This is a genomic window from Streptomyces asoensis (assembly GCF_013085465.1).
GTDB classification, from domain to species: Bacteria; Actinomycetota; Actinomycetes; order Streptomycetales; family Streptomycetaceae; genus Streptomyces; species Streptomyces cacaoi_A.
On sequence record NZ_CP049838.1, the window covers coordinates 7,512,832 to 7,538,570 of the forward strand.

Sequence of the window (25,739 nt, forward strand, 5' to 3'; positions counted from 1 at the left end):
AGGCGACGAGGGGAGGAATAAGCTCGTGCGGAAACGGTCCAGTAGGGGGTGAAGGCGGTCCCCGATGGTCAGGATGGAGACATGGGATTCCATGTCGACTCCGAGGCCGGGCGGCTGCGCCGCGTCATCCTTCACCGGCCGGATCTCGAGCTCAAAAGGCTCACCCCCAGCAACAAGGACGCACTTCTCTTCGACGACGTGCTGTGGGTGCGCCGGGCGCGCGCCGAGCACGACGGGTTCGCCGACGTGCTGCGCGACCGCGGTGTCGCCGTACACCTCTTCGGCGACCTGCTCACGGAGGCCCTGGAGACCCCGGCGGCCCGAGCGCTCGTCCTGGACCGCGTCTTCGACGAGAAGGAGTACGGGGTGCTCGCCACCGACCACCTCCGCGCCGCCTTCGAGACACTCCCCGCCCCGGAACTGGTGGAGGCCCTCGTCGGCGGCATGACCAAGCGGGAGTTTCTGGAAGCGCATCCCGAACCGACTTCCGTGCGCTTCCATGTCATGGACCTCGACGACTTCCTCCTCGACCCCCTCCCCAACCACCTCTTCACCCGCGACACCTCCGCCTGGATCTACGACGGCGTCGCGATCAACGCCATGCGCTGGCCGGCCCGGCAGCGCGAGACCGTCCACTTCGAGGCGATCTACCGGCATCACCCGCTGTTCCGAAGCGAGACGTTCCGTGTCTGGTCCGAGGGGCAGGCCGACTATCCGTCCACCATCGAGGGCGGTGACGTCCTCGTCATCGGCAACGGCGCCGTGCTGATCGGCATGAGTGAGCGCACCACCCCGCAGGCCGTCGAGATGCTCGCCCACAAGCTGTTCGCGGCGGGCTCGGCCGAGACCATCGTGGCCCTCGACATGCCGAAGCGGCGCGCCTTCATGCACCTCGACACCGTGATGACGATGGTCGACGGCGACACCTTCACCCAGTACGCGGGCCTCGGCATGCTCCGCTCGTACACCATCGAACCGGGCGTCGGGGAGAAGGAGCTGAAGGTCACCGACCATCCGCCGGAGCACATGCACCGCGCGATCGCCGCCGCCCTCGGTCTGAGCGAGATCCGCGTGCTCACCGCCACCCAGGACGTCCACGCGGCCGAGCGTGAGCAGTGGGACGACGGTTGCAACGTCCTCGCCGTCGAGCCGGGCGTCGTCGTCGCCTACGAGCGCAACGTCACCACCAACACCCATCTGCGCAAACAGGGCATCGAAGTGATCGAGATCCCCGGCAGTGAGCTGGGCCGGGGGAGGGGCGGGCCGCGCTGTATGAGCTGCCCGGTCGAACGGAGTGCCGTATAGGCGTACAGGCGTCTGTATAAAAATGCTGAGGGTCGTATAGACTTCCGAGGGTCCCTGCCACCGCAGTCCCGTGCACTGCAACTCTTCACCGCACTTCTGGAGCGACCCCCATGGCGACAGTCCCGACCGCCCTCGCCGGCCGCCACTTCCTCAAGGAGCTGGACTTCACCGAGGAGGAGTTCCGCGGCCTGATCGAGCTGGCCGCCGAGCTGAAGGCCGCCAAGAAGGCCGGGGCCGAGGTCCAGCACCTGCGTGGCAGGAACATCGCCCTGATCTTCGAGAAGACCTCGACGCGCACCCGCTGCGCGTTCGAGGTCGCCGCCGCCGACCAGGGCGCCTCCACCACCTACCTCGACCCCTCCGGATCCCAGATCGGCCACAAGGAGTCGGTGAAGGACACCGCCCGTGTGCTGGGCCGGATGTACGACGGCATCGAGTACCGCGGATCCAGCCAGCAGCAGGTCGAGGAGCTCGCCGCCCACGCGGGCGTGCCCGTCTTCAACGGACTCACCGACGACTGGCACCCCACCCAGATGCTCGCCGACGTGCTCACGATGACCGAGCACTGCGCCAAGAACCTCGTGGACGACCGTTTCGTCCTCGCCTACCTCGGCGACGCCCGCTTCAACATGGGCAACTCCTACCTGGTCACCGGCGCTCTGCTCGGCATGGACGTCCGGATCGTCGCGCCCAAGGAGTACTGGCCCGCCGACGAGGTGATCGCGCAGGCCCGGAAGCTGGCCGAGGGCTCCGGGGCCGCGATCCTGCTCACCGAGGACCTCGCCGAGGGCGTGGCGGGCGCCGACTTCGTCGCCACCGACGTGTGGGTCTCCATGGGTGAGCCCAAGGAGGTCTGGGACGAGCGGATCGCCGCCCTCGGCCCGTACGCCGTGACCATGGACGTCCTGCGCGCAACCGGCAACCCGGACGTCAAGTTCCTGCACTGCCTTCCGGCCTTCCACGACCTCGGCACCAAGGTCGGCCGCGAGATCCACGAGACCCACGGCCTGGACTCCCTCGAGGTGACGGACGAGGTGTTCGAGTCGGCCCACTCGGTCGTCTTCGACGAGGCGGAGAACCGCCTGCACACCATCAAGGCGGTACTGGTGGCGACGCTCGCCTGAGCGAGCGGATCGGACTCACTTTCCACGTCCGCTACGGACTCACACTCCATGTCCGCTACGGACTCACACTCCATGTCCGCTACGGGCGCCGCAACCCACGGTTGACGCGGGGCGCGCCCGTCGGGGCCGGGTCGGTCGACGTCACGCCGGATGCGGGCGCCACTGCGGCGGGACGGCGGCGAGCCTGAACCACACCGCCTTGCCCTGCTCGGTGGGCCGGTGCCCGCAGGACGAGCTGAGGGTGCGGATGAGCAGCAGCCCGCGCCCGTGCTCCTGCCAGGGGTCGGGCTCCTTCCCGGAAGGACGGGTGAGATCGCCGGGCGGAACCGGGTCGGCGTCGTGCACCTCGACCTGGCAGCCGGTCGGCTTCAGCTCGACCACCAGCTCTATCGGGGCGTCCCCGGCGGTGTGCTCCACGGCGTTGGCCACCAGCTCGGCGGTGAGCAGCTCCGCGGTGTCGCTGTCCGCCCCGTGCTTCAGCTCGGCCAGTGCCGTTCGGACCAGCGCACGGGCCACCGGCACGGCCGCGGCGGAGTGCGGCAGCGCGATACGCCAGGAGGCGGCCGGCTCGGAGGGGCGTTCGTACAAGGCGAGTCCGTTCATGGCGCAGGTTCCGGTGATCGACATCAGGCGGTCCTGCTTTCAACTTGAGGAATGGTACGGCGGCCTCCGGCAGAGGCGCTCGTCGGGCGCCGTACGGGACCCTCGGCCCCTGCCCGGCGACTTACCCGGGTCAACGGTCCCTCTCGCGTACCTGATCCCGTTGTTACCGCGTTATTGACGACCGGTGACGTGTGTGACGAGAACATGTCGTGCGGTGACACAGCGATTCTTCCCGGAGGCTCTATCGCGTACTCATGACGACAGTCACCAGAAGGTGATAACTTCGGGAGTGACTGTCGAGGAGGCCGCCCTCATGAGTCCCTTCACCGGCTCCGCCGCCCGTACCTCCGACTGGCACCACCTGCGCGTCGAGCTCACCGACGGCGTCGCCACCGTCACCCTGGCCCGTCCCGAGAAACTCAACGCCCTCACCTTCGGCGCCTACGCCGACCTGCGCGATCTGCTCGCCGAGCTGTCCAGGGAGCGGTCGGTCCGCGCCCTGGTACTGGCCGGCGAGGGCCGCGGCTTCTGCTCCGGCGGAGACGTCGACGAGATCATCGGCGCCACCCTCGGCATGGACACCGCCCGGCTTCTCGACTTCAACCGGATGACCGGCCAGGTCGTGCGCGCCGTACGGGAGTGCCCGTTCCCGGTCATCGCCGCCGTGCACGGCGTGGCGGCGGGCGCCGGCGCGGTCCTCGCCCTGGCCGCGGACTTCCGGATCGCCGACCCCAGCGCCCGCTTCGCGTTCCTCTTCACCCGCGTCGGCCTCTCCGGCGGCGACATGGGCGCCGCCTATCTGCTGCCCCGGGTCGTGGGCCTCGGCCACGCCACCCGGCTGCTCATGCTCGGTGAGCCGGTCCGCGCCCCCGAGGCCGAGCGCATCGGCCTGATCAGCGAACTGACGGACGAGGGCCGGTCCGACGAGGCCGCACAGGCACTCGCCCGCCGCCTGGCCGACGGACCCGCACTGGCGTACGCCCAGACCAAGGCGCTCCTCACGGCGGAACTGGACATGCCGCTCGCCGCGTCCGTCGAACTGGACGCCTCCACCCAGGCCCTGCTCATGAACGGCGAGGACTACGCCGAGTTCCACGAGGCGTTCACGCAGAAGCGACCGCCGAAGTGGCGGGGGCGGTGACCATGACAGCCGACGCGGGGACACCGGCGTCAGCCGCACCGGGCGGTGCCGACACGCGGCTCCACGGGGGGCCGCGGCCGGCAACCGGCGGCCCGCCGCCGCACGACGGCGCCGGCCACCCCCGGCGCATCGCGATCATCGGCGGAGGCCCCGGCGGTCTCTACGCCGCGGCCCTGCTGAAACGCCTCGACCCCGCCCGCGAGATCACCCTCTGGGAACGCAACGCCCCCGACGACACCTTCGGCTTCGGAGTCGTCCTCTCCGACGAGACCCTCGGCGGCATCGAACACGCCGACCCGCAGGTCTACGCCGCCCTCCAGCAGGACTTCGTCCGCTGGGCCGACATCGACATCGTGCGTCGGAACACCCGGCACACCTCCACCGGACACGGCTTCGCCGCCCTCGGCCGGCGCAGACTCCTGGGGATCCTGCACGAACGCTGCCGCTCCCTCGGCGTCGACCTGCGCTTCCGCACCGAGGCGCCGGACCCCGCACGGCTGGCGCAGGAGCACGACCTCGTCATCGCCGCCGACGGCGTGCACAGCACCACCCGTGAGGCGTACGCCCAGGTGTTCCGCCCCCGGGTGGCCGGGCACCACTGCCGCTACATCTGGCTCGCCGCGGACTTCGCCTTCGACGCCTTCCGCTTCGAGATCGCCGAGACCCCGTACGGCGTGATGCAACTGCACGGATACCCCTACGCGGCCGACTCCTCGACCGTGATCGTCGAGATGCGCGAGGAGGTATGGCGGGCAACCGGTTTCGACGAACTCGACGAACAGGAGTCGGTCGAGCGCTGCGCCAAGATCTTCGCGGACGCCCTCGGCGGACGCTCGCTCAAGTCCAACAACTCCACCTGGACCACGTTCCGGACCGTCGTCAACGAGCGCTGGTCGCACGGCAACGTCGTCCTGCTGGGCGACGCCGCCCACACCGCCCACTTCTCGATCGGCTCCGGCACCAAGCTCGCCGTCGAGGACGCCCTGGCGCTGGCCGCCTGTCTGCACGAACACCCCGATCTGCACAGCGCGTTGACCGCCTACGAGGAGGAGCGCAGGCCCGTCGTCGCCTCCACCCAGCGGGCCGCCCGCGCCAGCCTGGAGTGGTTCGAGAACATCGGCCTCTACCTCGACCAGCCGCCCCGCAGATTCGCGTTCAACCTGCTCACCCGCAGCCGCCGCGTCACCCACGACAACCTGCGGCTGCGCGACCCCCACTTCACCGAGGCCGTGGAGCGGGAGTTCGGCTGTCCGCCCGGCACGCCCCCGATGTTCACCCCGTTCCGGCTGCGCGGTCTGACCCTGCGCAACCGGGTCGTCGTCTCGCCCATGGACATGTACTCGGCCACCGACGGTCTCCCCGGCGACTTCCACCTCGTCCACCTCGGAGCCCGCGCCCTCGGCGGGGCCGGACTGGTGATGACCGAGATGGTGTGCGTGTCTCCCGAGGGACGCATCACGCCCGGCTGCACCGGCCTCTACACCGGTCGCCAGGCCGACGCGTGGCGGCGCGTCACCGACTTCGTGCACGACCGGGCGCCGGGCACCGCGATCGGCGTCCAGCTCGGCCACTCCGGGCGCAAGGGATCGACGAAGCTGATGTGGGAGGGCATGGACGAACCACTGCCCGAAGGCAACTGGCCGCTCGTGGCCGCCTCCCCGCTGCCGTACAAGCCGGCCGGCCAACTGCCCCGCGAGCTCACCCGAGCCCAACTGACCGACCTGCGCCAGGAGTTCGCCGCAGCCGCGTCGCGTGCCGCCCGCTCCGGCTTCGACCTTCTCGAACTGCACTGCGCCCACGGCTACTTGCTGTCCGGCTTCCTCTCCCCGCTGACCAACCGCCGAACCGACGCCTACGGAGGCTCGCTCGCCAAGCGGCTGCGCTTCCCGCTGGAGGTCTTCGACGCGGTCCGCGCGGTATGGCCTGCGGAACGACCCATGACCGTCCGCATCTCCGCCACCGACTGGGCCGAGGGCGGCACTTCGGCCGACGACGCCGTCGAGATCGCCCGTGCCTTCGCCGCGCACGGCGCCGACGCGATCGATGTGTCGACCGGACAGGTGGTGGCCGAGGAACGGCCCGAGTTCGGACGCTCCTACCAGACGCCGTTCGCGGACCGGATCCGCCACGAGGTGAGGGTGCCGGTGATAGCGGTCGGCGCGATCTCCTCCTGGGACGACGTCAACTCGCTGATACTGGCGGGCCGTACGGACCTCTGCGCCCTCGCCCGGCCTCACCTCCACGACCCGAACTGGACCCTGCACGCGGCCGCCGAGCAGGGCTACACCGGCCCGGGCGCCGACTGGCCCGCCCCCTATCGCGCAGGCAGCCGACCGCCGCGCACCGGACGCACGGACGCACCCAAACCCCGTCTGAAACTCACGAGTTGAGGTGCTCGGGGGCGGCCCCGGAGACTGCCCCGGGAGCTGAGACCGCCGTTACTCCCGCGAACTGCGCCCCCGCGTCCCGCAGCCGCTCGTGCAGTCCCTGGAACACGGCCGCCGAACGGGTCCCCGGCCAGTCCTCGGGCAGCAGGCGGGCGGGCAGGCCGGGGTCGGTGTAGGGCAGGTGACGCCAGGAGTCCAGGGCGAGGAGGTAGTCCCGGTAGGCCTCCTCCGGCGGGGTGTCCGGACGCTGCCGCCAGGCGTGCAGCACGCGCGCGTGGCCGTCGAGGAACGTCTCGTGCTCCTTGGCGATGGCCGCCAGGTCCCACCAGCGGGCGACGGACTCGACGGTCGGCGAGAAGCCGAGGTGCTCGCCGCGGAAGAGGTCGACGTACGGGTCGAGGCGCAGCCGTCGGAGGGTGTGCCGGGTCTCGTCGTGCAGCCGCGCCGGCGCGATCCAGACCCCCGGTGCGGCGGTACCGAACCCCAGGCCCGCGAGCCGCGACCGCAGCACGTGCCGCTTCTGCCGCTCCGACTCCGGCACGGAGAACACCGCCAGCACCCAGCCCTCGTCCTCCGGCGGGGCCGTGGCGTAGATGCGCCGGTCGCCGTCGTCGAGCAACTGCCGTGCCTCGTCCGACAGTTCATACCCGGCCGCGCCCTGCGCCGTACGGGCGGGCAGCAACAGTCCGCGCCGCTTCAGCCGGGACACCGAGGAGCGTACGGAGGGCGCGTCGACGCCGACCGCGGCGAGCAGCCGGATCAGCTCGGCGACGGGCACCGGGCCCGGCGCGAAGCGGCCGTACGCGCCGTAGAGCGTGACGATGAGAGACCGGGGTGCGGGCTGATCGGACACGTTGATCATCTTAGGTCTTCGGTATCACTGCTGGTCACTATTGGTGTCATCACCGACGTGATCTTCGCTGCGCCTTCGCTGTGGTCTTCGGTACGCAGCCTGAATCTCTGGAGCTTCCCGGTCGCCGTGCGGGGCAGCGCGTCCAGGAAGACGAACTCGCGCGGACACTTGTACGGTGCCAGCTCCTCCTTGAGGAAGACGCGCAGTGCCTCCGCGTCGTGCCGGACGCCCGCCCGCAGGACGGCGAACGCGACGACCACCTGCCCCCGTTGCTCGTCGGGACGTCCCACGACCGCCGCCTCGACCACGTCCGGGTGCCGCAGCAACGCCTCCTCGATCTCGGGCCCCGCGATGTTGTACCCGGCCGAGATGATCATGTCGTCGGCGCGGGCGACGTACCGGAAGTAGCCGTCGGCCTCACGGACGTAGGTGTCGCCGGTGACGTTCCAGCCGTCACGCACGTACTGCTGCTGACGCGGGTCGGCGAGGTAGCGGCACCCGACCGGGCCGCGCACGGCGAGCAGTCCGGGCTCGCCGTCGGGCACGGGCCTGCCGCCCGGATCCTGCACGCGCGCGTGCCAGCCGGGGACGGGGACGCCGGTCGTGCCGGGCCGGATGTGTTCGTCGGCGGCCGAGATGAAGATGTGCAGCAGCTCGGTGGCGCCGATGCCGTTGATCAGCCGGAGACCGGTCCGCTCGTGCCAGGCCCGCCAGGTGGCGGCGGGCAGGTTCTCGCCGGCGGAGACACAGCGGCGCAGCGAGGAGACGTCGTGCGCGTCGGGGTGGTTGTGGTGGTCGAGGTGGTTGAGGTCGTTCACGCCGTTCAAGTCGTCGAGCATCGCGCGGTAGGCGGTGGGAGCCGTGAACAGCACGGTCACCCGGTGTGTGGCGATCGCGGGCAACAGCTGCCGAGGGCCCGCTTGTTCGAGCAACAGCGCGCTGGCACCGGCCCGCATCGGGAAGACGACCAGCCCGCCGAGGCCGAAGGTGAAGCCGAGCGGGGGACTGCCGGCGAAGACATCGTCCGGAAGCGGTTTCAGTATGTGCCGCGAGAACGTGTCCGCGATCGCCAGTACGTCCCGGTGAAAGTGCAGACAGCCCTTCGGGCGGCCGGTGGTGCCGGAGGTGAAGGCGATCAGCGCCACGTCGTCGGAAGCGGTTTCGACAGCCTGGTACGGCTCTTGCGGCGCCGACCGGTTCAGCAGGTCGTCGGGGGCGTCACCGCCGTACGTCGTGATCCGGAGCCCGGGTATCTCCGCCTTGGCAAGGTCGTCCACGGCCCTGATGTCGCACAGGGCGTGCTCCACCCGCGCGATCTCGCACATGGTGCGCAGCTCGTTCGGCCGCTGCTGGGCCAGGACGGTGACCGCGATCGCGCCCGCCTTCAGCACCGCCAGCCAGCAGGCCGCGAGCCAGGGCGTGGTGGGACCGCGCAGCAGCACACGGTTGCCGGGGACGACTCCGAGATCGCCGCTGAGCAGATGCGCGATCCGGTCGACGCGGGTCCGCAGCTCCCCATATGTCCAGGACGGCCCGGAGCCGGTGTGGAACACGGGCCGGTCCGGGGCGGTGTGGTCGAGCAGCTCGGCGGCGCAGTTCACCCGATCGGGGTAGTCCAGTTCGGGCAGATCGAAACGGAGGTCGGGCCAGCGGCCGGGCGGCGGAAGGTGGTCGCGCGCGAAGGTGTCGACGTGGGCCGAGACGTTCATGGGCGTTCGCCCCCCTTGCCTGGATGGACTTCCGGCTGGGCTGCCCGGGCGGGCGTCGTCTTGGGGTCGCGCAAGGAGCGTAGCGCGTTGGTGACGACAGTCAACGGTACGCGATACCGTCGGAGGAAGGCGCAACCGGCCGGGCAGGACCTCCGGGGCACGAAACTGGCGTGACCGCTCCGGCAGGGCAGAAACGGTTGCGGCACGTCAGGCACAGCGGAAACAGCAGGGTGGAAACAGGTACAGCAGAGACGGGCACGGCTGGAACAAGCAAGGCGGAAACAGGCACGGCAGAAACAGGCAGGCACGGCAGAAACAGGCCCGGCGGAAACAGGCAGGCACGGCAGAAACAGGCACGGCAGAAACAGGTGGAGCAGAAACTCCGGCGGAATCAGACCCGGCGGAAACAGGTGGAGCAGAAACTCCGGCGGAAACAGGCCCGGCGGAAGCAGGCAGGCACAGCAGAAACAGGTACAGCAGGTCACGCACGGCAGAGGGGACAGGCGATGCCCGCATTCTCGCTCGAACCGGCACAGGCCGCCTGGTGCGCCGAACTGCGCGCCCTTGCCGCCGAACGGCTGCGCCCACTTGCCGAGAAGGGCGAACCGGGATGCGTCAACCGTCCGCTCGTCGCCGAACTCGGCCGGCTCGGCCTGCTGCCGCGACTGTTCACCTCCGGCGCCGTCGACCTCTGCCTGATGCGCGAGTCCCTCGCCTACGCCTGCACGGAGGCGGAGACCGCGCTCGCGCTGCAAGGACTGGGCGCGCACCCGGTCCACGCCCACGGCACCCCCGCCCAGCGGCAGCACTGGCTGCCCCGCGTCACCGACGGCACCGCGATCGCCGCCTTCGCCCTGAGTGAGCCGGGCGCGGGCTCGGACGCGGCGGCCCTGTCCCTGGCCGCCGAGCGGGACGGGCCGGACGGCTGGCGGCTCACCGGAGAGAAGTGCTGGATCTCCAACGCTCCCGAGGCCGACTTCTACACCGTCTTCGCCCGCACCACCCCGGGGGCCGGCGCCCGTGGCGTAACCGCTTTCCTCGTTCCCGCCGACCGTGCCGGTCTCACCGGCTCCGCCCTCGACATGCTCTCCCCGCACCCCATCGGAGCGCTCCGTTTCGATGCCGTCCCGGTCACGGTGGACGACGTGCTCGGCGAGCCCGACCGCGGTTTCCGGGTCGCCATGGGCACCCTCAACCTGTTCCGCCCCAGCGTCGGCGCCTTCGCCGTCGGCATGGCGCAGGCCGCCCTCGACGCGACCCTGGCTCACACCGCCCGACGGGACGCGTTCGGCGGCAAGTTGAGCGACCTTCAGACGGTCGCCCACCAGGTAGCCGAGATGGCCCTGCGCACGGAGGCCGCGCGTCTGATGGTCCACGCGGCGGCGTCGGCGTACGACAGTGGCGCCCAGGACGTCCCGAAGCGTGCCGCGATGGCCAAGCTGTTCGCCACCGAGACCGCGCAGTACGTCGTCGACACGGCCGTCCAACTCCATGGTGCACGGGCCCTGCGTCGCGGCCACCTGCTCGAGCATCTCTATCGGGAGGTGCGCGCGCCCCGGATCTACGAGGGCGCGAGCGAGGTCCAACGCGGCATCATCGCAAGGGAGTTGTACGCCGAACTCGCAGATCTGGAGGCCAGGTGACCACCGAACGCGTCAACCCGCCCGAACTCTCCCCGCCCCTCGGCTTCTCCCATGCAGTCGTCGCCACCGGCGAGCGGATCGTCTTCCTGGCCGGTCAGACCGCGCTCGACGCCGACGGGAAGATCGTGGGGGAGTCGCTGCCGGAGCAGTTCACCCGGGCGCTGACGAATCTGCTGGCCGCGCTGACGGCGGCGGGCGGTGCGGCGTCGGACCTGGCGCGCGTCACCGTCTACGTCACGGATGTCGCCGCGTATCGTGAGAAGGCTGGTGAACTGGGCGCGATCTGGCGGGAGTTGGCGGGACGCGACTATCCGGCGATGGCGGTCGTCGGAATCGTACGACTCTGGGACGAGCAGGCACTCGTCGAACTGGACGGGTTCGCGGTACTCGACCGTGAACCGGGCCAGTAACCGGTATCAGCGACCGGTATGGGCGACCGGTTTCCGTAACCGGTATCAGAGGCTGGGTTCCGTAACCGGTATCAGAGGCCGGGTGCGGTAACCGGTATCAGTAACCGGTATCAGCAACCGATGTCAGCAACCGATGTCAGCAACCGACGTCAGCAACCGGCTTCCGAGAAGATGACCGGCGGGCCGGCCTCGATGATCAAGGTCAGGCGGCGACGGCCAGCTGTCCGGCGGTCACCCGGTGCGGGTCCACGACCCGGCCGTCGGGCAGCAGTTCGCCGGAGTCGTCGAAGACGATGGTGCCGTCGCACAGCAGGTTCCAGCCCTGCTCGGGGTGGGCGGCGACGATGTGCGAGAGGTGTACCGGCCGGGCGTCGGCAGAAGCGCTGGGAAGCTGGTGAGAACACATGGAGCACCTCCACGTCGGTGGGGTCGGCCGTCCGGTCGGCCCCCATGGGTAGACCATGCGCCCGGCCCGCCCGCATCTCCAGAGGGTGCTCGCAAGCGTGACAGCACCAGGACAACTCCAGGACCGTTCGTCGACGACCGGTGCGGACTCGCCACCGAAGGAGTGACGATCACCGCCCAGGGCGCGCCCGCCCGGTACCTGTGGAGGCCCCCACAACAGGAGGTTCTCCCATGTCGTTGCGTCCCGCCCTCTCCGCGGCCGTCGGTGCCGTACTGCTCCTGCTCGCCGCCCCGGCGGTCACGGCCACCGCCGATCCTTCGGAGTCCGTCACCGTCGACCCGGTCGGCAGCATCGCCTCTGACGGCACCGTCACCCTCTCGGGCACCTACCGCTGTGTCGGCAACACGGGTCCCGTCTTCGTCAGCTCCTCGGTCGGTCAGGGTTCGGGCAAGGCCCGGCACGGCATCGGCGGCACCCGTGCCGTGTGCGACGGCGCCGAGCACGCCTGGAAGAACACCGGCAAGGCCGCTCCGGCCGACCTCGAACCCGGTGCGGCCCACGTCGAGGCCACGCTGATGGAACTCCGTCCCGAGGGGAGCCTGCCGCTGCCCCGCTTCCACGCGGCGCAGGAGCGGGACATCACACTGACCGCCGGCTGAGCGGCCGGTCCCGGACGGCGGGCCCCTTGACGGGCACCGCATCCTGAGCGGCGGGCCCGCCAGCCGGCCCGCCGCTTCTGGCGTCGTAGGGCCGGGGCGGCCGCCCGGCGAGGCAATGTCGGAATGCTCAATCGGTTCAGACCGGGTAGGCGTGGGTCTGGGTGGCCTTCACCGTCGCCCAGACCCGCGCCCCCGGGTGCAGATCGAGTTCGGCCGCGGCGACCGTGGTGAGGTCCGCGGCGAGCGGGAGTTCGCCGGTCAGGTCGGCGCGGATCTGGTCGCCGTGGGTCTCCAGGCCGGCGACCTCGCAGTGCCAGAGGTTGCGGGCGCTGGCGCCGGTCGGGCGGTCGCGGTAGAGGGTGACCGCGCTCGGCGGGAACGCCACGAACACCGGGCCGGTCAGGACCTCGGTGGTGGTGATGGGCGGGCCGGCGTCGAGGCGGACGGAGTGGCCGTCGGCCTCGCCCCGGTAGAGGTTCAGGCCGACCAGCTGGGCGATGTAGTCCGTACGGGGATGGCGGGCGATGTCGGACGGCTCGCCCTCCTGGACGACCCGCCCGTGCTCGACGACGACCAGCCGGTCGGCGAGCACCATGGCGTCCAGGGGATCGTGCGTGACCAGGACGGCGACGGCCTCGAACTCGGCCAGGTGACGCCGGAGTTGGGCGCGGACCTCCAGCCGGGTGCGGGCGTCCAGCGCCGCCAGCGGCTCGTCGAGGAGCAGCAGCCGAGGACGGGTGGCCAGCGCACGGGCCAGGGCGACCCGCTGGGCCTGGCCCCCGGACAGCCTGCGCGGCCTGGCGCCGGCGTGCGCCGCCAGACCCAGGCGGGCCAGCCACTCGGCGGCCTGGGCACGGGCCTCCGCCTTGCTCGCGCCCTGGCAGCGGGGCCCGAAGGCCACGTTGTCCAGGGCGGTCAGATGCGGGAAGAGCAGATAGTCCTGGAAGACGACACCCACGGGGCGGGACTCCGGCGGCGTACCGTCCAACGCGCTGCCGTCCAGCCGTAGCCGACCGCCGGTGAGCGGCGTCAGACCGGCGAGGGCGCGCAGCGCGGTGGTCTTCCCCGCGCCGTTCGGACCGAGCAGGGCGACCACCTCACCCGGCGCCACGCTCAGCGCCACGTCCAGCCGGAACGCGCCGCGCTCCACGACCAGGTGGGCGTCGAGCCCGTCCACGGGGGTGCCGGCGCGAACGTCCAGCCCGTCCGCGAGCGCGCCGACGCGGCGGACGTCCTCGACGGCATGGGAGTCGGCGGCGGTCTTCCGGGGCTCGGGCTCGGTCATCCCGCTGTCATCCAACGGTCGCGCAGGCCCGCCAGCACCGCGACGGACACCGCCAGCAGGACCAGGCTGAGGGCGATGGCGGCCTCCGGGTCGCTCTGAAGGGCCAGATACACGGCCAACGGCATGGTCTGGGTGCGGCCGGGGAAGTTGCCGGCGAAGGTGATCGTCGCGCCGAACTCGCCGAGCGCCCGGGCCCACGCCAGGACCGCGCCGGCCGCGATGCCCGGCGCGATCAGCGGCAGCGTGACCCGGCGGAACGCGGTGAAACGGGAGGCGCCGAGGGTGGCGGCCGCCTCCTCGTAGCGCGGGTCGGCGGCGCGCAGGGTGCCCTCGACGCTGATGACGAGGAACGGCATGGCGACGAACGCCTCGGCGACCACGACCCCGGCGGTGGTGAACGGGAGCGTGACGCCGAACCAGGAGTCCAGCGACTTCCCGACGATGCCGTTGCGGCCGAGCGCCATCAGCAGCGCCACACCGCCGACCACCGGTGGCAGGACGAGCGGCAGGGTGACGAGGGCCCGGAGGAGGCCGCGCCCGGGGAACTCGACGCGGGCCAGCAACCAGGCCAGCGGTACGCCGACGACCAGAGTCACGGCGGTGGCGGCGGTGGCGCAGACCAGCGACAGCCGGAGCGCCTGCCACACCTCGGCGCTGGTCAGCAGCTCGGGCAGGCTGCGCCACGGGGCCCGTACCAGCAGGGCGATCAGCGGCAGGACCAGAAACGCCAGGCCGATCAGCGCGGGCACCAGCAGGGGCAGCGGCACGCCGCGTACCTGGGCCCGGACACGCCGGCGCCGCGGCCCACCCCGGACGGTGTCGGCCGCGACGTCGGACCTGTCGGTCGGGAGGGTCACGGCTGGAGGAACCCGGCCTCGGTCAGGACCTTCTGGCCCTCGGCGGACCGCACCAGAGCGATGAACGCCTTGGCCGCCTCGGTGTTCTGCGCGTCCTTGAGCTGGACGATCGGGTAGTCGTTGATGGCGTCGGCCGACTCGGGGAACTCCACACCCTCCACCTTGTCACCCGCCGCGTGCACATCGGTCTTGTAGACGACCGCGGCGTCGGCCTCCTTCAGCTCCACCTTCGTCAGGGCGGCCTTGACGTCCTGCTCGTAGGAGACGGGGGTGAGCTTCAGCTTGCCGGCGTCGAGAGCCTTCTGGGCGGCGGCGCCGCAGGGCACCGTCTTGTCGCACAGCACGACCTTCAGGCTCGACCTGGTGAGGTCCTTGAGGGAGGAGATCTTGTCGGGGTTGCCCGGCAGGGTGGCGATCTCCAGCTGGTTGTGGACGAAGGTGGCGGGCGTCCCCGAGGCGTCCCCCGCGTCCGTCACGATCGCCATCGTCTTGGGGCTGGCGGACGCGAACACGTCCGCCGGGGCGCCGCCGGTGATGCTCGCGGCGAGGGAGTCGCTGCCGCCGAAGCTGAAGGTGACCTTCGTGCCCGGGTGCGCCTTCTCGAACTCCTTGCCCAGCGTCGTGAAGCTCTCCTTCAGCGAGGCCGCGGCGAACACGGTGACCGTGCCGGACAGCTTGGCCGACGCGGACGCGGAGGAGTCCGACTTCGTCGACGAGGAGTCGTCGGACGACGAGCAGGAGCTGAGGGCCAGCAGCGCGGTGACTCCCAGGGCGGCCACCTGCATCGGTCGGCCGGTCCGGCGCGCGGTACGGGTCATCACGGGTCCACTCCCTCTGGTCCTGACGGACACCATCACGTGTGGTCCTGACGGACCATCTACGGTCTCTCGACGACCACGTTGGTCGACTTGATCACGGCAATCGCCGGAACACCGGGCTCCAGCTCCAGCTCATCGGCCGACTCGCGGCTGACCAGCGCCACCACCCGGAACGGTCCGGCCTGGATCTCCACCTGCGCCGACACGTCCCCTGGGAGCACGTCGGTGACGATGCCGGAGAGGCGGTTGCGGGCCGAGGAGCCGGTGGACCCCCATTCCGCGCGGTGCACCTGCCGGGCGTAGGCCGCGAGGGCCGGCCCGGGGATGATCCGGCGGCCCAGCTCATCGCGTCGGGCGGTGAGTTTCCCGCCGTCGACCAAGCGCCTCACGGTGTCGGCGCTGACACCGAGTAAGGCGGCAGCGTCCCCGATCCGGTAGGTGTGCATGCGCTGATGATACTGCCGCAGATGCGAGGTAAAAGTCTCCTGTCGCTTCGCATGAGCCGGAACTTTGATCGACGGCGGTGGCATGTGCGTTTGTACGGGAGGCGGGTCCGGGTACGGTCATCCAGGAGGTGGTAGCCCGTGAGCCAGTCCCTCGCAGCTGCCGGTACGGCTGTTGGTACAGCCGCCGATACGGCCGCCAGTACGGCGGCGGAACTCGTCCTCGCCGGCGATCTGACCCGGCCGGCCCGGCTCACGGTGCCCGACCTGCTCGGCTGGCCGCAGCACCAGGCCGAGGTGACCTTCGAATGCGCCACCAGCGGCGTCCGGCGCCACCGCTTCACCGGACCGCTGCTGCACGAGGTCCTCGTAGACGCCGGCCCCGGCTTCGACCCGGTCCGGCGCAAGGACCGTCTGCGCTTCCTGATCGCGGTGTCCGGCGCGGACGGCCACCACGCCCTGCTGTCCTGGGCGGAGATCGACCCCGACTTCGGGCGCGCGCCGGTCCTCCTCGCGGTCACCATCGACGACACCCCGCTCGACCGCGCCGGACCCCAGCTCGTCCTTCCGCAGGACCGCTGCGGTGCCCGGCACATCAGCGGCGTCAACGCGATCCGCGTGGATGGCGACTACACCTCGTGGGCGTGACACCGAGCGAGCCGCACCTGGGCGGGAGACCAGGTCCCGGAGTCGCCGGCCGGACTGTCGGCGCGGGTGGTGCTGGGCGGCCCGAGGACGTCGTACGACGCCCCTGCGCATCCCTCGTCGCGTTGGACGGCATTTTCAGCGCGGGCCTGGTCGACCACGTCCCCGACCCTGTCGCGGCCCTGCGCGAATGGGCCCGGGTGACCGCCCCCGACGGCATCCTGCCGCTCTTCCACCCCTCCGGCCGCGCCGAACGCGCCGCCCGCCACGGCCGCTCCCTGGACCCGGCCGACCTGCCGGCCGGGGAGAACCTCCGGCCGGCCCTGCGCGCCGCCGACCGGACCCTGGCCCGCTACGAGGACACGGCACACCACTTCCTGGCCCGCGCCGTCCGCGATACCGGCCGACACCTCGGCCGGCTGACACCTCGGCCGTCCGACACCTCGGCCGTCCGACAGGCGACCGCTGAGCCGCGAACCGCACGCTGCCTCCGCCGCTAGACGCCGAAGGCGCCGCCTTCGACGAGGATGAGGAGCCCGAGGGAGATCAGGACCAGCGGCAGCAGGACATGGCCCCACCGGCTCAGCGCCCGGGCGACGAGGGGCGGGTGGCGAAGAACCGCCCGGCGAAGCCCGGCACGTACCGGACGGCTGACGGCTGACGGCCGACGGTCGCCCGGTCAGTGCCACGCGCGACCGGTGGCGGCCACGCCTGCTCCGCGCTCTCAGGCCCGGTCGATGTGTACGTTCGTCGACTTCACCCGGGCGGTGGCCTCCACCCCGACCTCCAGCCCCAGTTCCTCCACGGCCTCCCGCGTCAGCAACGACACCAGCCGGTGCGGTCCGGCCTGGATCTCCACCTGGGCGGCGACATCACCGAGTTTCACGGCCGTGACGATGCCGGGAAAGGCATTGCGGACCGAGGTGTACGAGGCACCCTCCTCGCCGCCACCGGCCTTGGCCAGCTCCACCGAGAAGGCAGCCAGATCCCTGCCGTCGATGAGGCGTCGTCCGCCCTCGTCCCGGTGTGTGGCCACCCGGCCCGCGTCCGCCCACCGCCGCGCGGTATCCGGACTCACCCCGAGCAGACGCGCCGCCTGGCCGATCGTGTAGGACTGCATAGGCGCCAAGATAGGCGATCAACGGCCACCCGACCGTGCGCAGGGGCGCGCATCCCCCGCCGCCGGGAAGAACTGAGGCCCGGCGGCCCAGAGGGCACTGGTTGATCGGCACGACCCTCGTCCGAGTGACTGCGGGCCGTTCCGACCCGGTCGCGTCCGCGGTGCGCGAGTCTCGTCCCTGTCGACATTCCTTCTGTCCGGGTGCAGTCGTGGAGGTGCGGATTGGCTCGGTCCCCCGTGCGCGATCCACGCGAGTACCGCCGGGCCGAGCCGGTCGGCGTACGCCACCGGGTGACCGCGGCCCGGCCCGGCACATCACGTGCCGGGCCGGGCCACCGTTCAGAAGTCCCAGCTCTGGCTCCGCGCTCCGTTGCAGCTCCAACTCACCAGGAGTTGGCCGTTCTCAGGCCGACCGCCCAGGATGTCGAGGCACTTTCCGTTCAGCCGACTGCGGATCTCGGTGCCGTTGCGGAACCACTTCTGGGTGCTGGAGCCGTTGCAGTCCCACGTGTCCACCGAGCCCTGGTCACCCGGATGGGACGCGTAGATCTCCAGGCACTTTCCGTTCATGCCGGAACGGATCTGCTCACCGTCCCAGCGCCACTGCTGGTTGGTGTTTCCGTGGCAGTCCCACGTCACGGTGGAGGCGCCGTTCTCCTGATGGAACATGAAGATGTCGGCGCACCTGCCGTTCAGATTGGACTTGAGCAGCGGTGCCGCTGCGTAGGCCGGCGGTCCCGTCAGGCTTCCGCCGATCGCGAGCCCGATCGCCGCCAGCAGCGGCACCAGTCGTTTCGTAGCCTTCATGCTTTCCCTCCGCATGGTCGGTGCGCGGTTGCGCTGGTCCATGGCTACCTGCCGAGGGTTGTCCGGCGCCGGGTCGGCGACGCCGGACATCAACAGCCGGACAATCACCGCGTATCGCGGCTGCGGAGAGGCTCGGGAGAGGAAGGGCATGCCACGCGCCGAACGCCCGCTTGACCTGGACACCGGTCCGCTGACGTGCTTCGCGGCCGACCTGCGGAAGCTGCGCGAGACGGCGGGACGGCCCCCCTACCGGACGATGGCCCAAAAGGCGCACTATTCGTCCACGACGCTGTCGGACGCCGCGGGCGGACGCACGTTTCCCAGCCTGAGTGTCACGCTCGCGTATGTCGAGGTGTGCCAGGGCGACCGCCGCGCATGGGAATCCCGCTGGCACGCGGTCGCCGCCGAGATCGCCGCGAGCGCGCAGGGCGACGGGCCCGCGGAAACCAGCCGGCAGAGCACGCCGTACGCCGGTCTTTCGGCGTTCCAGCCGGAGGACGCCGACCGCTTCTTCGGGCGCGAACGGCTGACCGACGAGGCGCTCGCGAAGGTGCGTGACCACCGGTTCCTGGCGGTCTTCGGGCCGTCCGGATCGGGGAAGTCCTCGCTGCTGCGGGCAGGGCTCGTCGCCCGTGCGCGGGCATCGGGGTGGCCGGTGATGCTCTTCACGCCGGGGCCCCACCCCGTCGAGGAGTGCGCGATCCGCCTGGCCGCGGTGACGGGAGAGGCCCCCGGCGCGCTGATGACCGAGCTGCGCGACGATCCCGAGGCGCTGCACCTGCGGATCCGGCAGGCCATGATCCACGGCACACCGGACATCGACGCGCTGATCGTGGCCGACCAGTTCGAGGAGGTCTTCACCCTCTGCCGGGACCGGGACGAACGAGACGCGTTCATCGCCCTGCTGATCGCCGCCACCACCGCGACGACCAGCCGGACCCGGGTGGTGCTCGGCGTACGCGCCGACTTCTACGCCCACTGCGTCCAGGACCCCCGGCTGGTCGAGGCGATGCGCGGCGCGCAGCTCGCCGTCGGCCCGATGAGCAGCCAGGAGCTGCGCGAGGCCATCACCCGGCCGGCCAGGCTCGCCGGCTGTACGGTGACCGGACCGCTGCTGGCCGCCGTGGTCGCCGACGCGACCGGCCAGCCAGGTGCGTTGCCACTGATCTCACACGCGATGGTCGAGACCTGGCGCCGTCGCAGCGGCAACCGCCTGACCCTGGACGGGTACCTGGCGGCCGGCGGGATCCAGCACGCGCTCGCGCAGACCGCCGAGACCGCCTACCGGGCGTTGTCGCCGGTGCAGCAGAGCCTCGCCAGATCGCTGTTCCTCCGGCTGACCGCCCTGGGCGACGGTACCGAGGACACCAGGCGCCGCATCGCCCCGGACGAGCTGGACCCGGGCCCCGACACCGCCTTCGTGCTCGAATCCCTCGCCCGGCAACGGCTGGTGACGCTGGACGAGAGTTGCGTCGAGATCACCCACGAGGCGATCATCCGCTGCTGGCCGAGGCTGCGCGACTGGCTGACCGAAGACCGGGACCGGCTGGTCCTGCACCGGCAGCTCACCGACGCGACCGCCGACTGGGAGGCGCACGGCCGCGACCCGCACGCCGTGTGGCGGGGGGCCCGCCTCGCCGCAGCACTGGACCTGGCCGCCGCGGATCCCGGCCGGCTGACCTCCAGGGAGCGGTCTTTCCTCGGCGCGAGCAGGGACGCGCAGGCCGGCGAGATGGCGGCGGCCAGACGGCGGACGCTCCGTTTGCGGCAACTGGTCACGCTTCTCACCGTACTGATGGTCACCGCGGTCACCGCGGGAGTGCTGGCCGTCGGCTCCCGCGACGCGGCCGTCCGGCAGCGTAACGTCGCCATCGCGCGGAAGGCCGCCGCGGACGCGGCCGAGGTGCGGCACCGCAACCCCGCGCTCGCCGCGCAGTTGAACCTGGCCGCGTACCGGCTGGCAGCCACGAACGACGTCCGCGATCAGCTGATGAGCACGTTCGCGACGCCGTACATCAGCCGGCTCACCGGTCACACCTCCGACGTGGTCTCGATCTCCTTCGCCCCGCAGAGCACGGTCCTGGCCACCGCGAGTTGGGACGGCACGGTCCGGCTGTGGGACGTCGGGGACGCCCACCACCCCGTCCGGCTGGCGGTCCTGAACCAGCCCCGGCGGCTGCTGTCGGTCGCGTTCGGGCAGGGCGGCCGGGTCCTGGCGGCGGCGAGCGAACGATCGGTGCGGTTGTGGGACGTGGCGGACCGGCGGGCGCCCGTCGAGCTGAGCACCCTGCCGGTTCAGTCGGCCGCACCGATGTGGGTGGCGTTCCGGCCCGACGGCGACATCATCGCCACCGGCCACACCGACGGCGCGACGCGGCTGTGGGACGTGCGGGATCCCCGCCATCCGCGACCGCTGGCCACCCTCCCCGGCCATACCGCCGCGGTCACCTCCTCGGCGTTCAGCCCGGACGGCCGCAGGCTGGCGACCACCGGCGACACCACCGCCCGGCTGTGGGACGTCGCCGACCCCGCGCATCCGCGCCGGCTCGACGTGCTGCGCGGACACACCGACACGGTGACCTCGGTGGCGTTCAGCCCGGACGGCCGGACCGTGGCGACCGGGAGCTGGGATCACACCGCCCGGATCTGGCACATCGGCAGCAGCCCGCGGACGCGGCCACCGGCCGTTCTGCTCGGCCATGTCACGATCGTCTGGTCGGTGGCGTTCCACCCCGACGGCCGGACACTCGCCTCGGTCGGCGGGTCCACTCTGCTCTGGGATGTCGACGACCCGGCACACCCGAAGCGCGTCAGCGCGATTCCCGGTGGGGCCTACCAAGCCGCGTTCAGCCCGGACGGGCGCACGCTCGCCGACTCCGACCGGCTGCTGGACCTGCGGGACCTGTCGCTCGGGACCCACGACGACGTCGTCACGTCCCTGGCGTTCGCCCCTGGCGGCCGCCTGCTCGCCAGCGCCAGCTGGGACGGCACCGTACGGCTGTGGCAGGTCACCGGTGGCCGGGCCCTGTGGCCGCTGGCGCTCCTGCGCGGGCACACCAGGTTCGTGCGGTCCGTGGCGTTCAGCCCGGACGGGCGCACCCTCGTCTCGGCCGCCGAGGACGGCACCGTCCGCGTCTGGGACGTGACCGCTCCACGCGGACCGCGGCTCATGTCGGTCCTCACCCCCGATGCCGGTGAAGTCGCGGGGGCCGGCTTCGGCCCCGGCGGCCACGTGCTGGCCGTGTGGGCGAAAGCCGAGGCCGGACTGTGGGACCTGACCGATCCCGGCCGCCCCCGGCTGCTGAGCCGGATTGCCGAGGGCGGGCCGGACGTCACCATGGCGTCGTTCCGGCCCGACGGCCGCACACTGGTGACGAGCACGGGAGAGTCCGGCTCGCTGCGGTTCTGGGACATCAGCGAGCCGCGCAGCCCCAGGGAGCTCCGGTCCCCGCTCCGATCCGAGCCGCTGACCGGTGGCATGTTCAGCCCCGACAACCGGACCCTGGCCGCCGTCCACCGGCCGGACAAGACGGTCTGGCTGATCGATATCGGCGACACCGGCCGCCCGATGAAGGCGGTGAAGGCGGTGAAGGCGGGCACGGTGACGCGGCTACGGGCGTCCGGCTCCTGGCTCTACGCACTGGCCTTCTCCGCGGACGGCCGCCGACTCGCAGCCGGTGCCGCGGACGGCAGAATCCCGATGTGGGACGTGGGGGGTGCGGCTGCTTCCGTCCTCCTCACCGGTCAATCGAATCCGGTACCGGCCGTGGCGTTCGACCCGCACGGCAACACCCTGGCCACCGGCGGCAACGACTTCACCATCCGGCTCTGGGACACCGGCCTGGACAGGGTTGCCGCCCGCATCTGCGACCGTGCGTACCCGCGGATCACCAGAGCCGAATGGGCACGGTACTTCGCGGCGGTCGACTTCACCCCACCGTGCCCCGCCACATGACGCCCACGGCCCAGGCCGGCCCTCTCCACGTTCGTGCTTCCGTCGGCGAGTCGAGGACGGTGCCGATGAGGCGTTGACGCCCGAAGTCCCGGAGAAGTACCACAGGCGCCGCAAGGCCCCTTCCTGGCCCGCATCCATGCAGGTCAGGAAGGGTGTGACGGTCGTTCTTCCGAAGGCGTGGCTCCGATGGCGAGGTTGCGCCAGGTGGCCATCGCTCGGGGCGCGTTGCCGGTCCGCAGCTGTGAGGCGTCCTCGGCGAAGGTGGTGTCGCGGACGTGGTGCAGGGTCTCGATCTTCCAGTGGTCGCGGACGAGTTCGGCGAGCTGGGCCGCGGTGGCCTGTTCGGCGGTCAGACTGGTGACGGCGTAGACCGTCTTGACGGTGGTCTTGCGGGTCTTGTGGTCGGTGCGCCGGCGCTTGATCTGGACGGCCTGGCGGGCTCCGGGGAAGAGGAGGCTGTTGACGGTGGCGGCCTTGATCCGGCGGATCTCCGAGCGGCCGTGGTTGGTGCCCCGGGTGCGGCCCTGAAGCGGGATGTCGTTCCAGGGAAGGGACTTGAGCTGCTTGCGCGGCTTCTTCTGGTTGCCCTTGACGATCACGATGTAGTGGGCGCCCCGGCCGAGGAGGTGGTCGGCGTGCTCGCGCCGGGTGTGCATCGCGTCGCTGGTGACCACGGCTGAAGCCAGGTCGGCGACGGTGTCCAGCAGCGGCTGGAAGCAGGTGATCTCGTTGGTCTTCTCGCCGATGTCCAGCTGGGCCAGGACCAGGCAGGTGGCGTGCTCCAGCGCGGCGAGCAGGTGGATCTTGCGGCCGTTCGCTCTGGCCGCGCCGCGCAGGCTCTTTCCGTCCACGGCGAGGCCGCGCAGCCCGGTCGCCTTCGGGCGGCTGTCGGCGAGCCAGCGTCCGACCGCCCGGTCCAGCGCGTCGCCGTCGATGCGGGCCAGCAGCCGTCGGACTGTCGTTTCCTCAGGCAGGAACCCGCTTCGGGCACAGTGGATCTGGCCGTATGCCGAGGCGTTCCAGGACGGACGGCGGGGCATCTGCGATCCACTCACCGACCGCCAGCAGAGAGGTCGCTCCGGCCAGAACCGCGCACGCGGTCAGCGCGAGTACGACGACCAGTGCGTGCCGTACGCCGCGCGGATCTCGCGGGTCGGGCACTTGGGCCAGTCGCGCCAGCAGGTCCGGGATCTCCTCGGGTACGGCCTCGGGATGCTCGCGGAGTTGGTCAAAGGCAGGCGGGATCGGCGATGATGCGTCGGCAGGCACGGTCTTCCAGTCGGATCACGGGGCGTCGAGAACTCCATGATCTTGGAAGCCGTGCCTGTCGCATTCCCCGGATCCGCCGAGCCGACGGATCGTCACGAACCGGACGTCAAGTGACTACGCCGAAGCCCTGTCTCGGAAGGGGCAGGAGAGTATCGAGGTCATCTTCTTCAGCGGCAGCGACGCCGAAGCTTTTCTACGGGCCGTCGAGGCCAACGTCACTCATGGCCTTCCTCTCTCGCAGGCGGACCGGAATGCTGCTGCGGAGCGGATCATCACATCTCACCCGCACATGTCTGACCGCGCGATCGCGAGATCGGCCGGCCTTTCGGCGAGAACGGTGGCCAGAATCCGCCAGCGTGTGACTGTGGACGGGCCGGACACAGTGGTGCGCGTCGGGAGGGACGGCAAGGTTCGTCCTCTGAACAGCACCGACGGCCGTGCCCGGGCGGCTCGGCTCATCGCGGAGAATCCGCGCGCCTCGTTACGCGAGATAGCGATAGATGCGGGCGTGTCCCCCGGGACGGTGCGCGACGTTCGCATGCGCCTCATGCGCGGTGACGATCCGACGGCGGTTCGGCAAGACGCTCCTGCGAAGGCCGAAAAGAATGCAACCGAAACCCCCGATGTCATCTTGGAAAAGCTGCTCCGGGATCCGTCGCTACGACACAACGAAGCGGGTCGGCACCTTCTGCGCTTGCTGCAGTTCCATGCCAAAGGCGACTGGATAATCTCGGCGGTGCCGCCGCACTGCACGCCTCTGGTCGCCGACCTGGCGGCTCACTACGGCCGCATGTGGCTGGAATTTGCCCAAGCGTTGGAAGGCCGCGAGCGGCCCGAAACGAGCGGACCCATCGCTGTGAACTCGTCGTCTGTGTGAAGCCCGTGCCTGGCCATCTACTCCTGCGCATCGTGCGCGACGGCGATGTGCTGCTGGGTGCCGAGGTCACGTCCCTGCTCTCCGGAAGGCTGATGCTTCCATGACCCCTGCCGCGTTGTTCACCACGCGGGTCTACCGCAGCGTGGACGATCTTCCGCTGGATAGGCTCGAACCGCTCCTCGCCTCGGGAACGCTGTACGACTCGCCCGCGTATCTGCGCTACTGCGAAGCAGCGTCGGGCGGCCTGTTGCGGCACATCATTCTTGAGGACGAGCGAGGCCGAACGGTGGGTCTGGTCTCCCTGCGCGTCGTGCGCGACGACCAGGTAAGGAGGCTCTACAACCTCCAGGCGCTCCTCGACAGCCCGGAAACAGATGCCAAGCCGGCCGGGGAGACCGCGCCGGACTCCGGCACGGTGCCAGGCTTCCCACCTCTGTTCCCCAACGCCATCGCAGCGGTGCCCGGGGCCCATTGCGTGCTGCTGACCGACCCCGAGGCCGATGCCGCGCTACGCTCGACCCAGCGCGGCGCGTTGGCACGTGCGGCCGTGGAGTTGGCCGAGGTGGAGGGCTGCGTCGCGACGGGGTTCCTCTACCTCGACGAGGACGCGGCCAAGGACATTGCTGACGCGCTGGGCACCGACGCTCCCTTCCTCGTCGCCGCGCAAACCGAACTGGCTGGCGGCTGGCCCGATTTCGAGCACTACCTCGCCACGCTGAGCACCTCACGGCGCGCCATGGTCCGGCGAGAGCGCAGACAGTTTGCCAAGGGAGGAATTACCACACGTGTCTTGTACGGCACCCAGGAGCTGAACGAGGCCACGGCACAACTGCAACTGAGGTTGCTGGAACGCTACGGGGTCGCTGGGACAGTCGAGTCCATCCTGCGCGACTACGCCCAGTTGCGTGCCACCGTGGAGGGGCAGGTGCGCGTCTTCGTGTGTGAACAGGACGGGCAGCCCATTGGTATGAGCCTCGGTCTGGTTGACGGGGAGCGGCTCTACATGCGCCTCGCGGGCTTCGACTACTCCGCGACCGACACCAGGTTCACGTACTTCAACGCCGTGTACTACGAGCCGATCCTGTGGGGTATCGAGCACGGGATCAAGCGCTACTTCTTCAGCACTGGCACCTACGACGCCAAACTCGCCCGTGGCTGTACCCCCGTCCCGCTGTACGGGGTCGTTCAATGGCCCGCCCCACTGCGCGAACGAGCCGTACTCCGCCTCGCGGCGCGAGAAGCGTCCCTTCGATCGGAACTCGGACTGCCGGAATAGCCCTCAGCAGACGGCCGAGATCGGAAGGAAGGAGCGGCTCGATGGCCAAACCTCTCTTCGTGCTCGCCGACGCACCAGGCCTGGGCCTCCCGATCGTACGAAGGACCGGAACCAACTCGCCAACAAGATAAGGAACTCTTTCAGCCT

23 protein-coding genes and 1 pseudogene are annotated in these 25,739 nt (G+C 70.8%); 12 read left to right on the plus strand and 12 right to left on the minus strand.

Annotated elements, in window-relative coordinates:
* The first annotated feature begins 81 nt into the window (after positions 1-81).
* Complete coding sequence (locus tag G9272_RS33770; RefSeq protein ID WP_171400022.1) at positions 82-1,305, plus strand: arginine deiminase; 1,224 nt, start codon at positions 82-84, stop codon at positions 1,303-1,305.
* A 110-nt stretch (positions 1,306-1,415) separates the two neighbouring features.
* Positions 1,416-2,429 carry an ornithine carbamoyltransferase gene (gene argF, locus G9272_RS33775; RefSeq protein ID WP_171400023.1) on the plus strand — a complete coding sequence of 338 codons (1,014 nt, stop codon included), beginning with the start codon at positions 1,416-1,418 and terminating at the stop codon, positions 2,427-2,429.
* A 141-nt stretch (positions 2,430-2,570) separates the two neighbouring features.
* Here argF and G9272_RS33780 read toward each other — a convergent pair whose 3' ends face one another.
* Positions 2,571-3,056, minus strand: coding sequence for an ATP-binding protein (locus tag G9272_RS33780; RefSeq protein ID WP_253268024.1), 486 nt, complete (start codon positions 3,054-3,056; stop codon positions 2,571-2,573).
* 289 nt (positions 3,057-3,345) lie between these two features.
* On the opposite strand from G9272_RS33780, the gene G9272_RS33785 reads away from it, so the two are divergent.
* Together G9272_RS33785 and G9272_RS33790 are read left to right on the plus strand one after the other, a co-directional pair.
* Complete coding sequence (locus tag G9272_RS33785) at positions 3,346-4,173, plus strand: enoyl-CoA hydratase family protein (RefSeq protein ID WP_171400024.1); 828 nt, start codon at positions 3,346-3,348, stop codon at positions 4,171-4,173.
* A 2-nt stretch (positions 4,174-4,175) separates the two neighbouring features.
* Positions 4,176-6,563, plus strand: coding sequence for a bifunctional salicylyl-CoA 5-hydroxylase/oxidoreductase (locus G9272_RS33790; RefSeq protein WP_253268025.1), 2,388 nt, complete (start codon positions 4,176-4,178; stop codon positions 6,561-6,563).
* Here the strand turns inward: G9272_RS33790 and G9272_RS33795 are convergent.
* Both G9272_RS33795 and G9272_RS33800 read right to left on the minus strand, forming a co-directional pair.
* Positions 6,553-7,422, minus strand: coding sequence for a PaaX family transcriptional regulator (locus G9272_RS33795; protein ID WP_171400026.1), 870 nt, complete (start codon positions 7,420-7,422; stop codon positions 6,553-6,555). The genes G9272_RS33790 and G9272_RS33795 overlap by 11 nt on opposite strands.
* On the minus strand, positions 7,419-9,122 hold the full coding sequence (locus G9272_RS33800) for an AMP-binding protein (protein WP_171400027.1): 1,704 nt from the start codon (positions 9,120-9,122) through the stop codon (positions 7,419-7,421). The genes G9272_RS33795 and G9272_RS33800 overlap by 4 nt, the downstream gene beginning before the upstream one ends.
* 506 nt (positions 9,123-9,628) lie before the next feature.
* Between G9272_RS33800 and G9272_RS33805 the strand changes: the two genes are divergently transcribed.
* On the plus strand, positions 9,629-10,765 hold the full coding sequence (locus G9272_RS33805) for an acyl-CoA dehydrogenase family protein (protein ID WP_171400028.1): 1,137 nt from the start codon (positions 9,629-9,631) through the stop codon (positions 10,763-10,765).
* Positions 10,762-11,175, plus strand: a complete 414-nt coding sequence (locus tag G9272_RS33810; protein ID WP_171400029.1) for a RidA family protein — start codon at positions 10,762-10,764, stop codon at positions 11,173-11,175. Before G9272_RS33805 ends, G9272_RS33810 begins: the two co-directional genes overlap by 4 nt.
* Before the next feature lie 202 nt (positions 11,176-11,377).
* Here G9272_RS33810 and G9272_RS33815 read toward each other — a convergent pair whose 3' ends face one another.
* The gene (locus tag G9272_RS33815; protein ID WP_171400030.1) at positions 11,378-11,581 is read right to left on the minus strand and encodes a DUF5999 family protein; all 204 of its coding nucleotides are present in this window, start codon (positions 11,579-11,581) and stop codon (positions 11,378-11,380) included.
* A gap of 230 nt (positions 11,582-11,811) precedes the next feature.
* Between G9272_RS33815 and G9272_RS33820 the strand changes: the two genes are divergently transcribed.
* Positions 11,812-12,240: a DUF6299 family protein gene (locus tag G9272_RS33820; RefSeq protein WP_171400031.1), complete on the plus strand. Its 429-nt coding sequence runs from the start codon at positions 11,812-11,814 to the stop codon at positions 12,238-12,240.
* 136 nt (positions 12,241-12,376) lie between these two features.
* Here the strand turns inward: G9272_RS33820 and G9272_RS33825 are convergent, their stop codons facing one another.
* From G9272_RS33825 to G9272_RS33840, 4 genes are read right to left on the minus strand one after another with little or no spacing between them, the layout of a single operon-like run.
* Positions 12,377-13,525: an ABC transporter ATP-binding protein gene (locus G9272_RS33825; protein ID WP_253268026.1), complete on the minus strand. Its 1,149-nt coding sequence runs from the start codon at positions 13,523-13,525 to the stop codon at positions 12,377-12,379.
* Entirely contained in the window at positions 13,522-14,382 is an 861-nt protein-coding gene (gene modB, locus G9272_RS33830; RefSeq protein WP_171400032.1) for a molybdate ABC transporter permease subunit, read from the minus strand. Before modB ends, G9272_RS33825 begins: the two co-directional genes overlap by 4 nt.
* Complete coding sequence (gene modA, locus G9272_RS33835) at positions 14,379-15,200, minus strand: molybdate ABC transporter substrate-binding protein (RefSeq protein ID WP_171400033.1); 822 nt, start codon at positions 15,198-15,200, stop codon at positions 14,379-14,381. The genes modB and modA overlap by 4 nt, the downstream gene beginning before the upstream one ends.
* A 59-nt stretch (positions 15,201-15,259) precedes the next feature.
* Positions 15,260-15,646, minus strand: a complete 387-nt coding sequence (locus G9272_RS33840) for a TOBE domain-containing protein (protein ID WP_171400034.1) — start codon at positions 15,644-15,646, stop codon at positions 15,260-15,262.
* Between the two features lie 138 nt (positions 15,647-15,784).
* On the opposite strand from G9272_RS33840, the gene G9272_RS33845 reads away from it, so the two are divergent.
* Positions 15,785-16,291: a molybdopterin-dependent oxidoreductase gene (locus G9272_RS33845; RefSeq protein WP_171400035.1), complete on the plus strand. Its 507-nt coding sequence runs from the start codon at positions 15,785-15,787 to the stop codon at positions 16,289-16,291.
* A gap of 122 nt (positions 16,292-16,413) precedes the next feature.
* Entirely contained in the window at positions 16,414-16,788 is a 375-nt protein-coding gene (locus G9272_RS33850; protein ID WP_253268027.1) for a methyltransferase domain-containing protein, read from the plus strand.
* Between the two features lie 224 nt (positions 16,789-17,012).
* Here G9272_RS33850 and G9272_RS33855 read toward each other — a convergent pair whose 3' ends face one another.
* Positions 17,013-17,408 carry a TOBE domain-containing protein gene (locus G9272_RS33855; protein ID WP_057605771.1) on the minus strand — a complete coding sequence of 132 codons (396 nt, stop codon included), beginning with the start codon at positions 17,406-17,408 and terminating at the stop codon, positions 17,013-17,015.
* A gap of 339 nt (positions 17,409-17,747) precedes the next feature.
* Entirely contained in the window at positions 17,748-18,215 is a 468-nt protein-coding gene (locus G9272_RS33860; RefSeq protein ID WP_171400036.1) for an RICIN domain-containing protein, read from the minus strand.
* Positions 18,216-18,363: 148 nt separating this feature from the next.
* Between G9272_RS33860 and G9272_RS33865 the strand changes: the two genes are divergently transcribed.
* Positions 18,364-22,170 carry a WD40 repeat domain-containing protein gene (locus tag G9272_RS33865; RefSeq protein ID WP_171400037.1) on the plus strand — a complete coding sequence of 1,269 codons (3,807 nt, stop codon included), beginning with the start codon at positions 18,364-18,366 and terminating at the stop codon, positions 22,168-22,170.
* A gap of 245 nt (positions 22,171-22,415) precedes the next feature.
* Here G9272_RS33865 and G9272_RS33870 read toward each other — a convergent pair.
* Positions 22,416-23,210 (minus strand): annotated as a pseudogene (locus tag G9272_RS33870) (ISAs1 family transposase); the annotation flags it as partial.
* Positions 23,137-23,439 (minus strand): transposase family protein, encoded by a 303-nt coding sequence (locus G9272_RS46245; RefSeq protein WP_367398566.1) that lies wholly within the window; start codon positions 23,437-23,439, stop codon positions 23,137-23,139. The gene G9272_RS46245 and the pseudogene G9272_RS33870, both read right to left, overlap by 74 nt.
* Before the next feature lie 364 nt (positions 23,440-23,803).
* Between G9272_RS46245 and G9272_RS45565 the strand changes: the two genes are divergently transcribed.
* Complete coding sequence (locus G9272_RS45565) at positions 23,804-24,316, plus strand: hypothetical protein (RefSeq protein WP_253268029.1); 513 nt, start codon at positions 23,804-23,806, stop codon at positions 24,314-24,316.
* A 100-nt stretch (positions 24,317-24,416) separates the two neighbouring features.
* Entirely contained in the window at positions 24,417-25,592 is a 1,176-nt protein-coding gene (locus tag G9272_RS33880; protein WP_171400038.1) for a GNAT family N-acetyltransferase, read from the plus strand.
* Positions 25,593-25,739: the final 147 nt, after the last annotated feature.

Coding starts and splice junctions, on each gene's coding strand:
- G9272_RS33770 (WP_171400022.1), top strand. CDS start 82: ATGGGATTCCATGTCGACTCCGAGGCCGGGCGGCTGCGCCGCGTCATC.
- argF (WP_171400023.1), top strand. CDS start 1,416: ATGGCGACAGTCCCGACCGCCCTCGCCGGCCGCCACTTCCTCAAGGAG.
- G9272_RS33780 (WP_253268024.1), bottom strand. CDS start 3,056: ATGTCGATCACCGGAACCTGCGCCATGAACGGACTCGCCTTGTACGAA.
- G9272_RS33785 (WP_171400024.1), top strand. CDS start 3,346: ATGAGTCCCTTCACCGGCTCCGCCGCCCGTACCTCCGACTGGCACCAC.
- G9272_RS33790 (WP_253268025.1), top strand. CDS start 4,176: ATGACAGCCGACGCGGGGACACCGGCGTCAGCCGCACCGGGCGGTGCC.
- G9272_RS33795 (WP_171400026.1), bottom strand. CDS start 7,422: ATGATCAACGTGTCCGATCAGCCCGCACCCCGGTCTCTCATCGTCACG.
- G9272_RS33800 (WP_171400027.1), bottom strand. CDS start 9,122: ATGAACGTCTCGGCCCACGTCGACACCTTCGCGCGCGACCACCTTCCG.
- G9272_RS33805 (WP_171400028.1), top strand. CDS start 9,629: ATGCCCGCATTCTCGCTCGAACCGGCACAGGCCGCCTGGTGCGCCGAA.
- G9272_RS33815 (WP_171400030.1), bottom strand. CDS start 11,581: ATGTGTTCTCACCAGCTTCCCAGCGCTTCTGCCGACGCCCGGCCGGTA.
- G9272_RS33820 (WP_171400031.1), top strand. CDS start 11,812: ATGTCGTTGCGTCCCGCCCTCTCCGCGGCCGTCGGTGCCGTACTGCTC.
- G9272_RS33825 (WP_253268026.1), bottom strand. CDS start 13,525: ATGACCGAGCCCGAGCCCCGGAAGACCGCCGCCGACTCCCATGCCGTC.
- modA (WP_171400033.1), bottom strand. CDS start 15,200: ATGACCCGTACCGCGCGCCGGACCGGCCGACCGATGCAGGTGGCCGCC.
- G9272_RS33840 (WP_171400034.1), bottom strand. CDS start 15,646: ATGCACACCTACCGGATCGGGGACGCTGCCGCCTTACTCGGTGTCAGC.
- G9272_RS33855 (WP_057605771.1), bottom strand. CDS start 17,408: ATGCAGTCCTACACGATCGGCCAGGCGGCGCGTCTGCTCGGGGTGAGT.
- G9272_RS33860 (WP_171400036.1), bottom strand. CDS start 18,215: ATGAAGGCTACGAAACGACTGGTGCCGCTGCTGGCGGCGATCGGGCTC.
- G9272_RS33865 (WP_171400037.1), top strand. CDS start 18,364: ATGCCACGCGCCGAACGCCCGCTTGACCTGGACACCGGTCCGCTGACG.
- G9272_RS33880 (WP_171400038.1), top strand. CDS start 24,417: ATGACCCCTGCCGCGTTGTTCACCACGCGGGTCTACCGCAGCGTGGAC.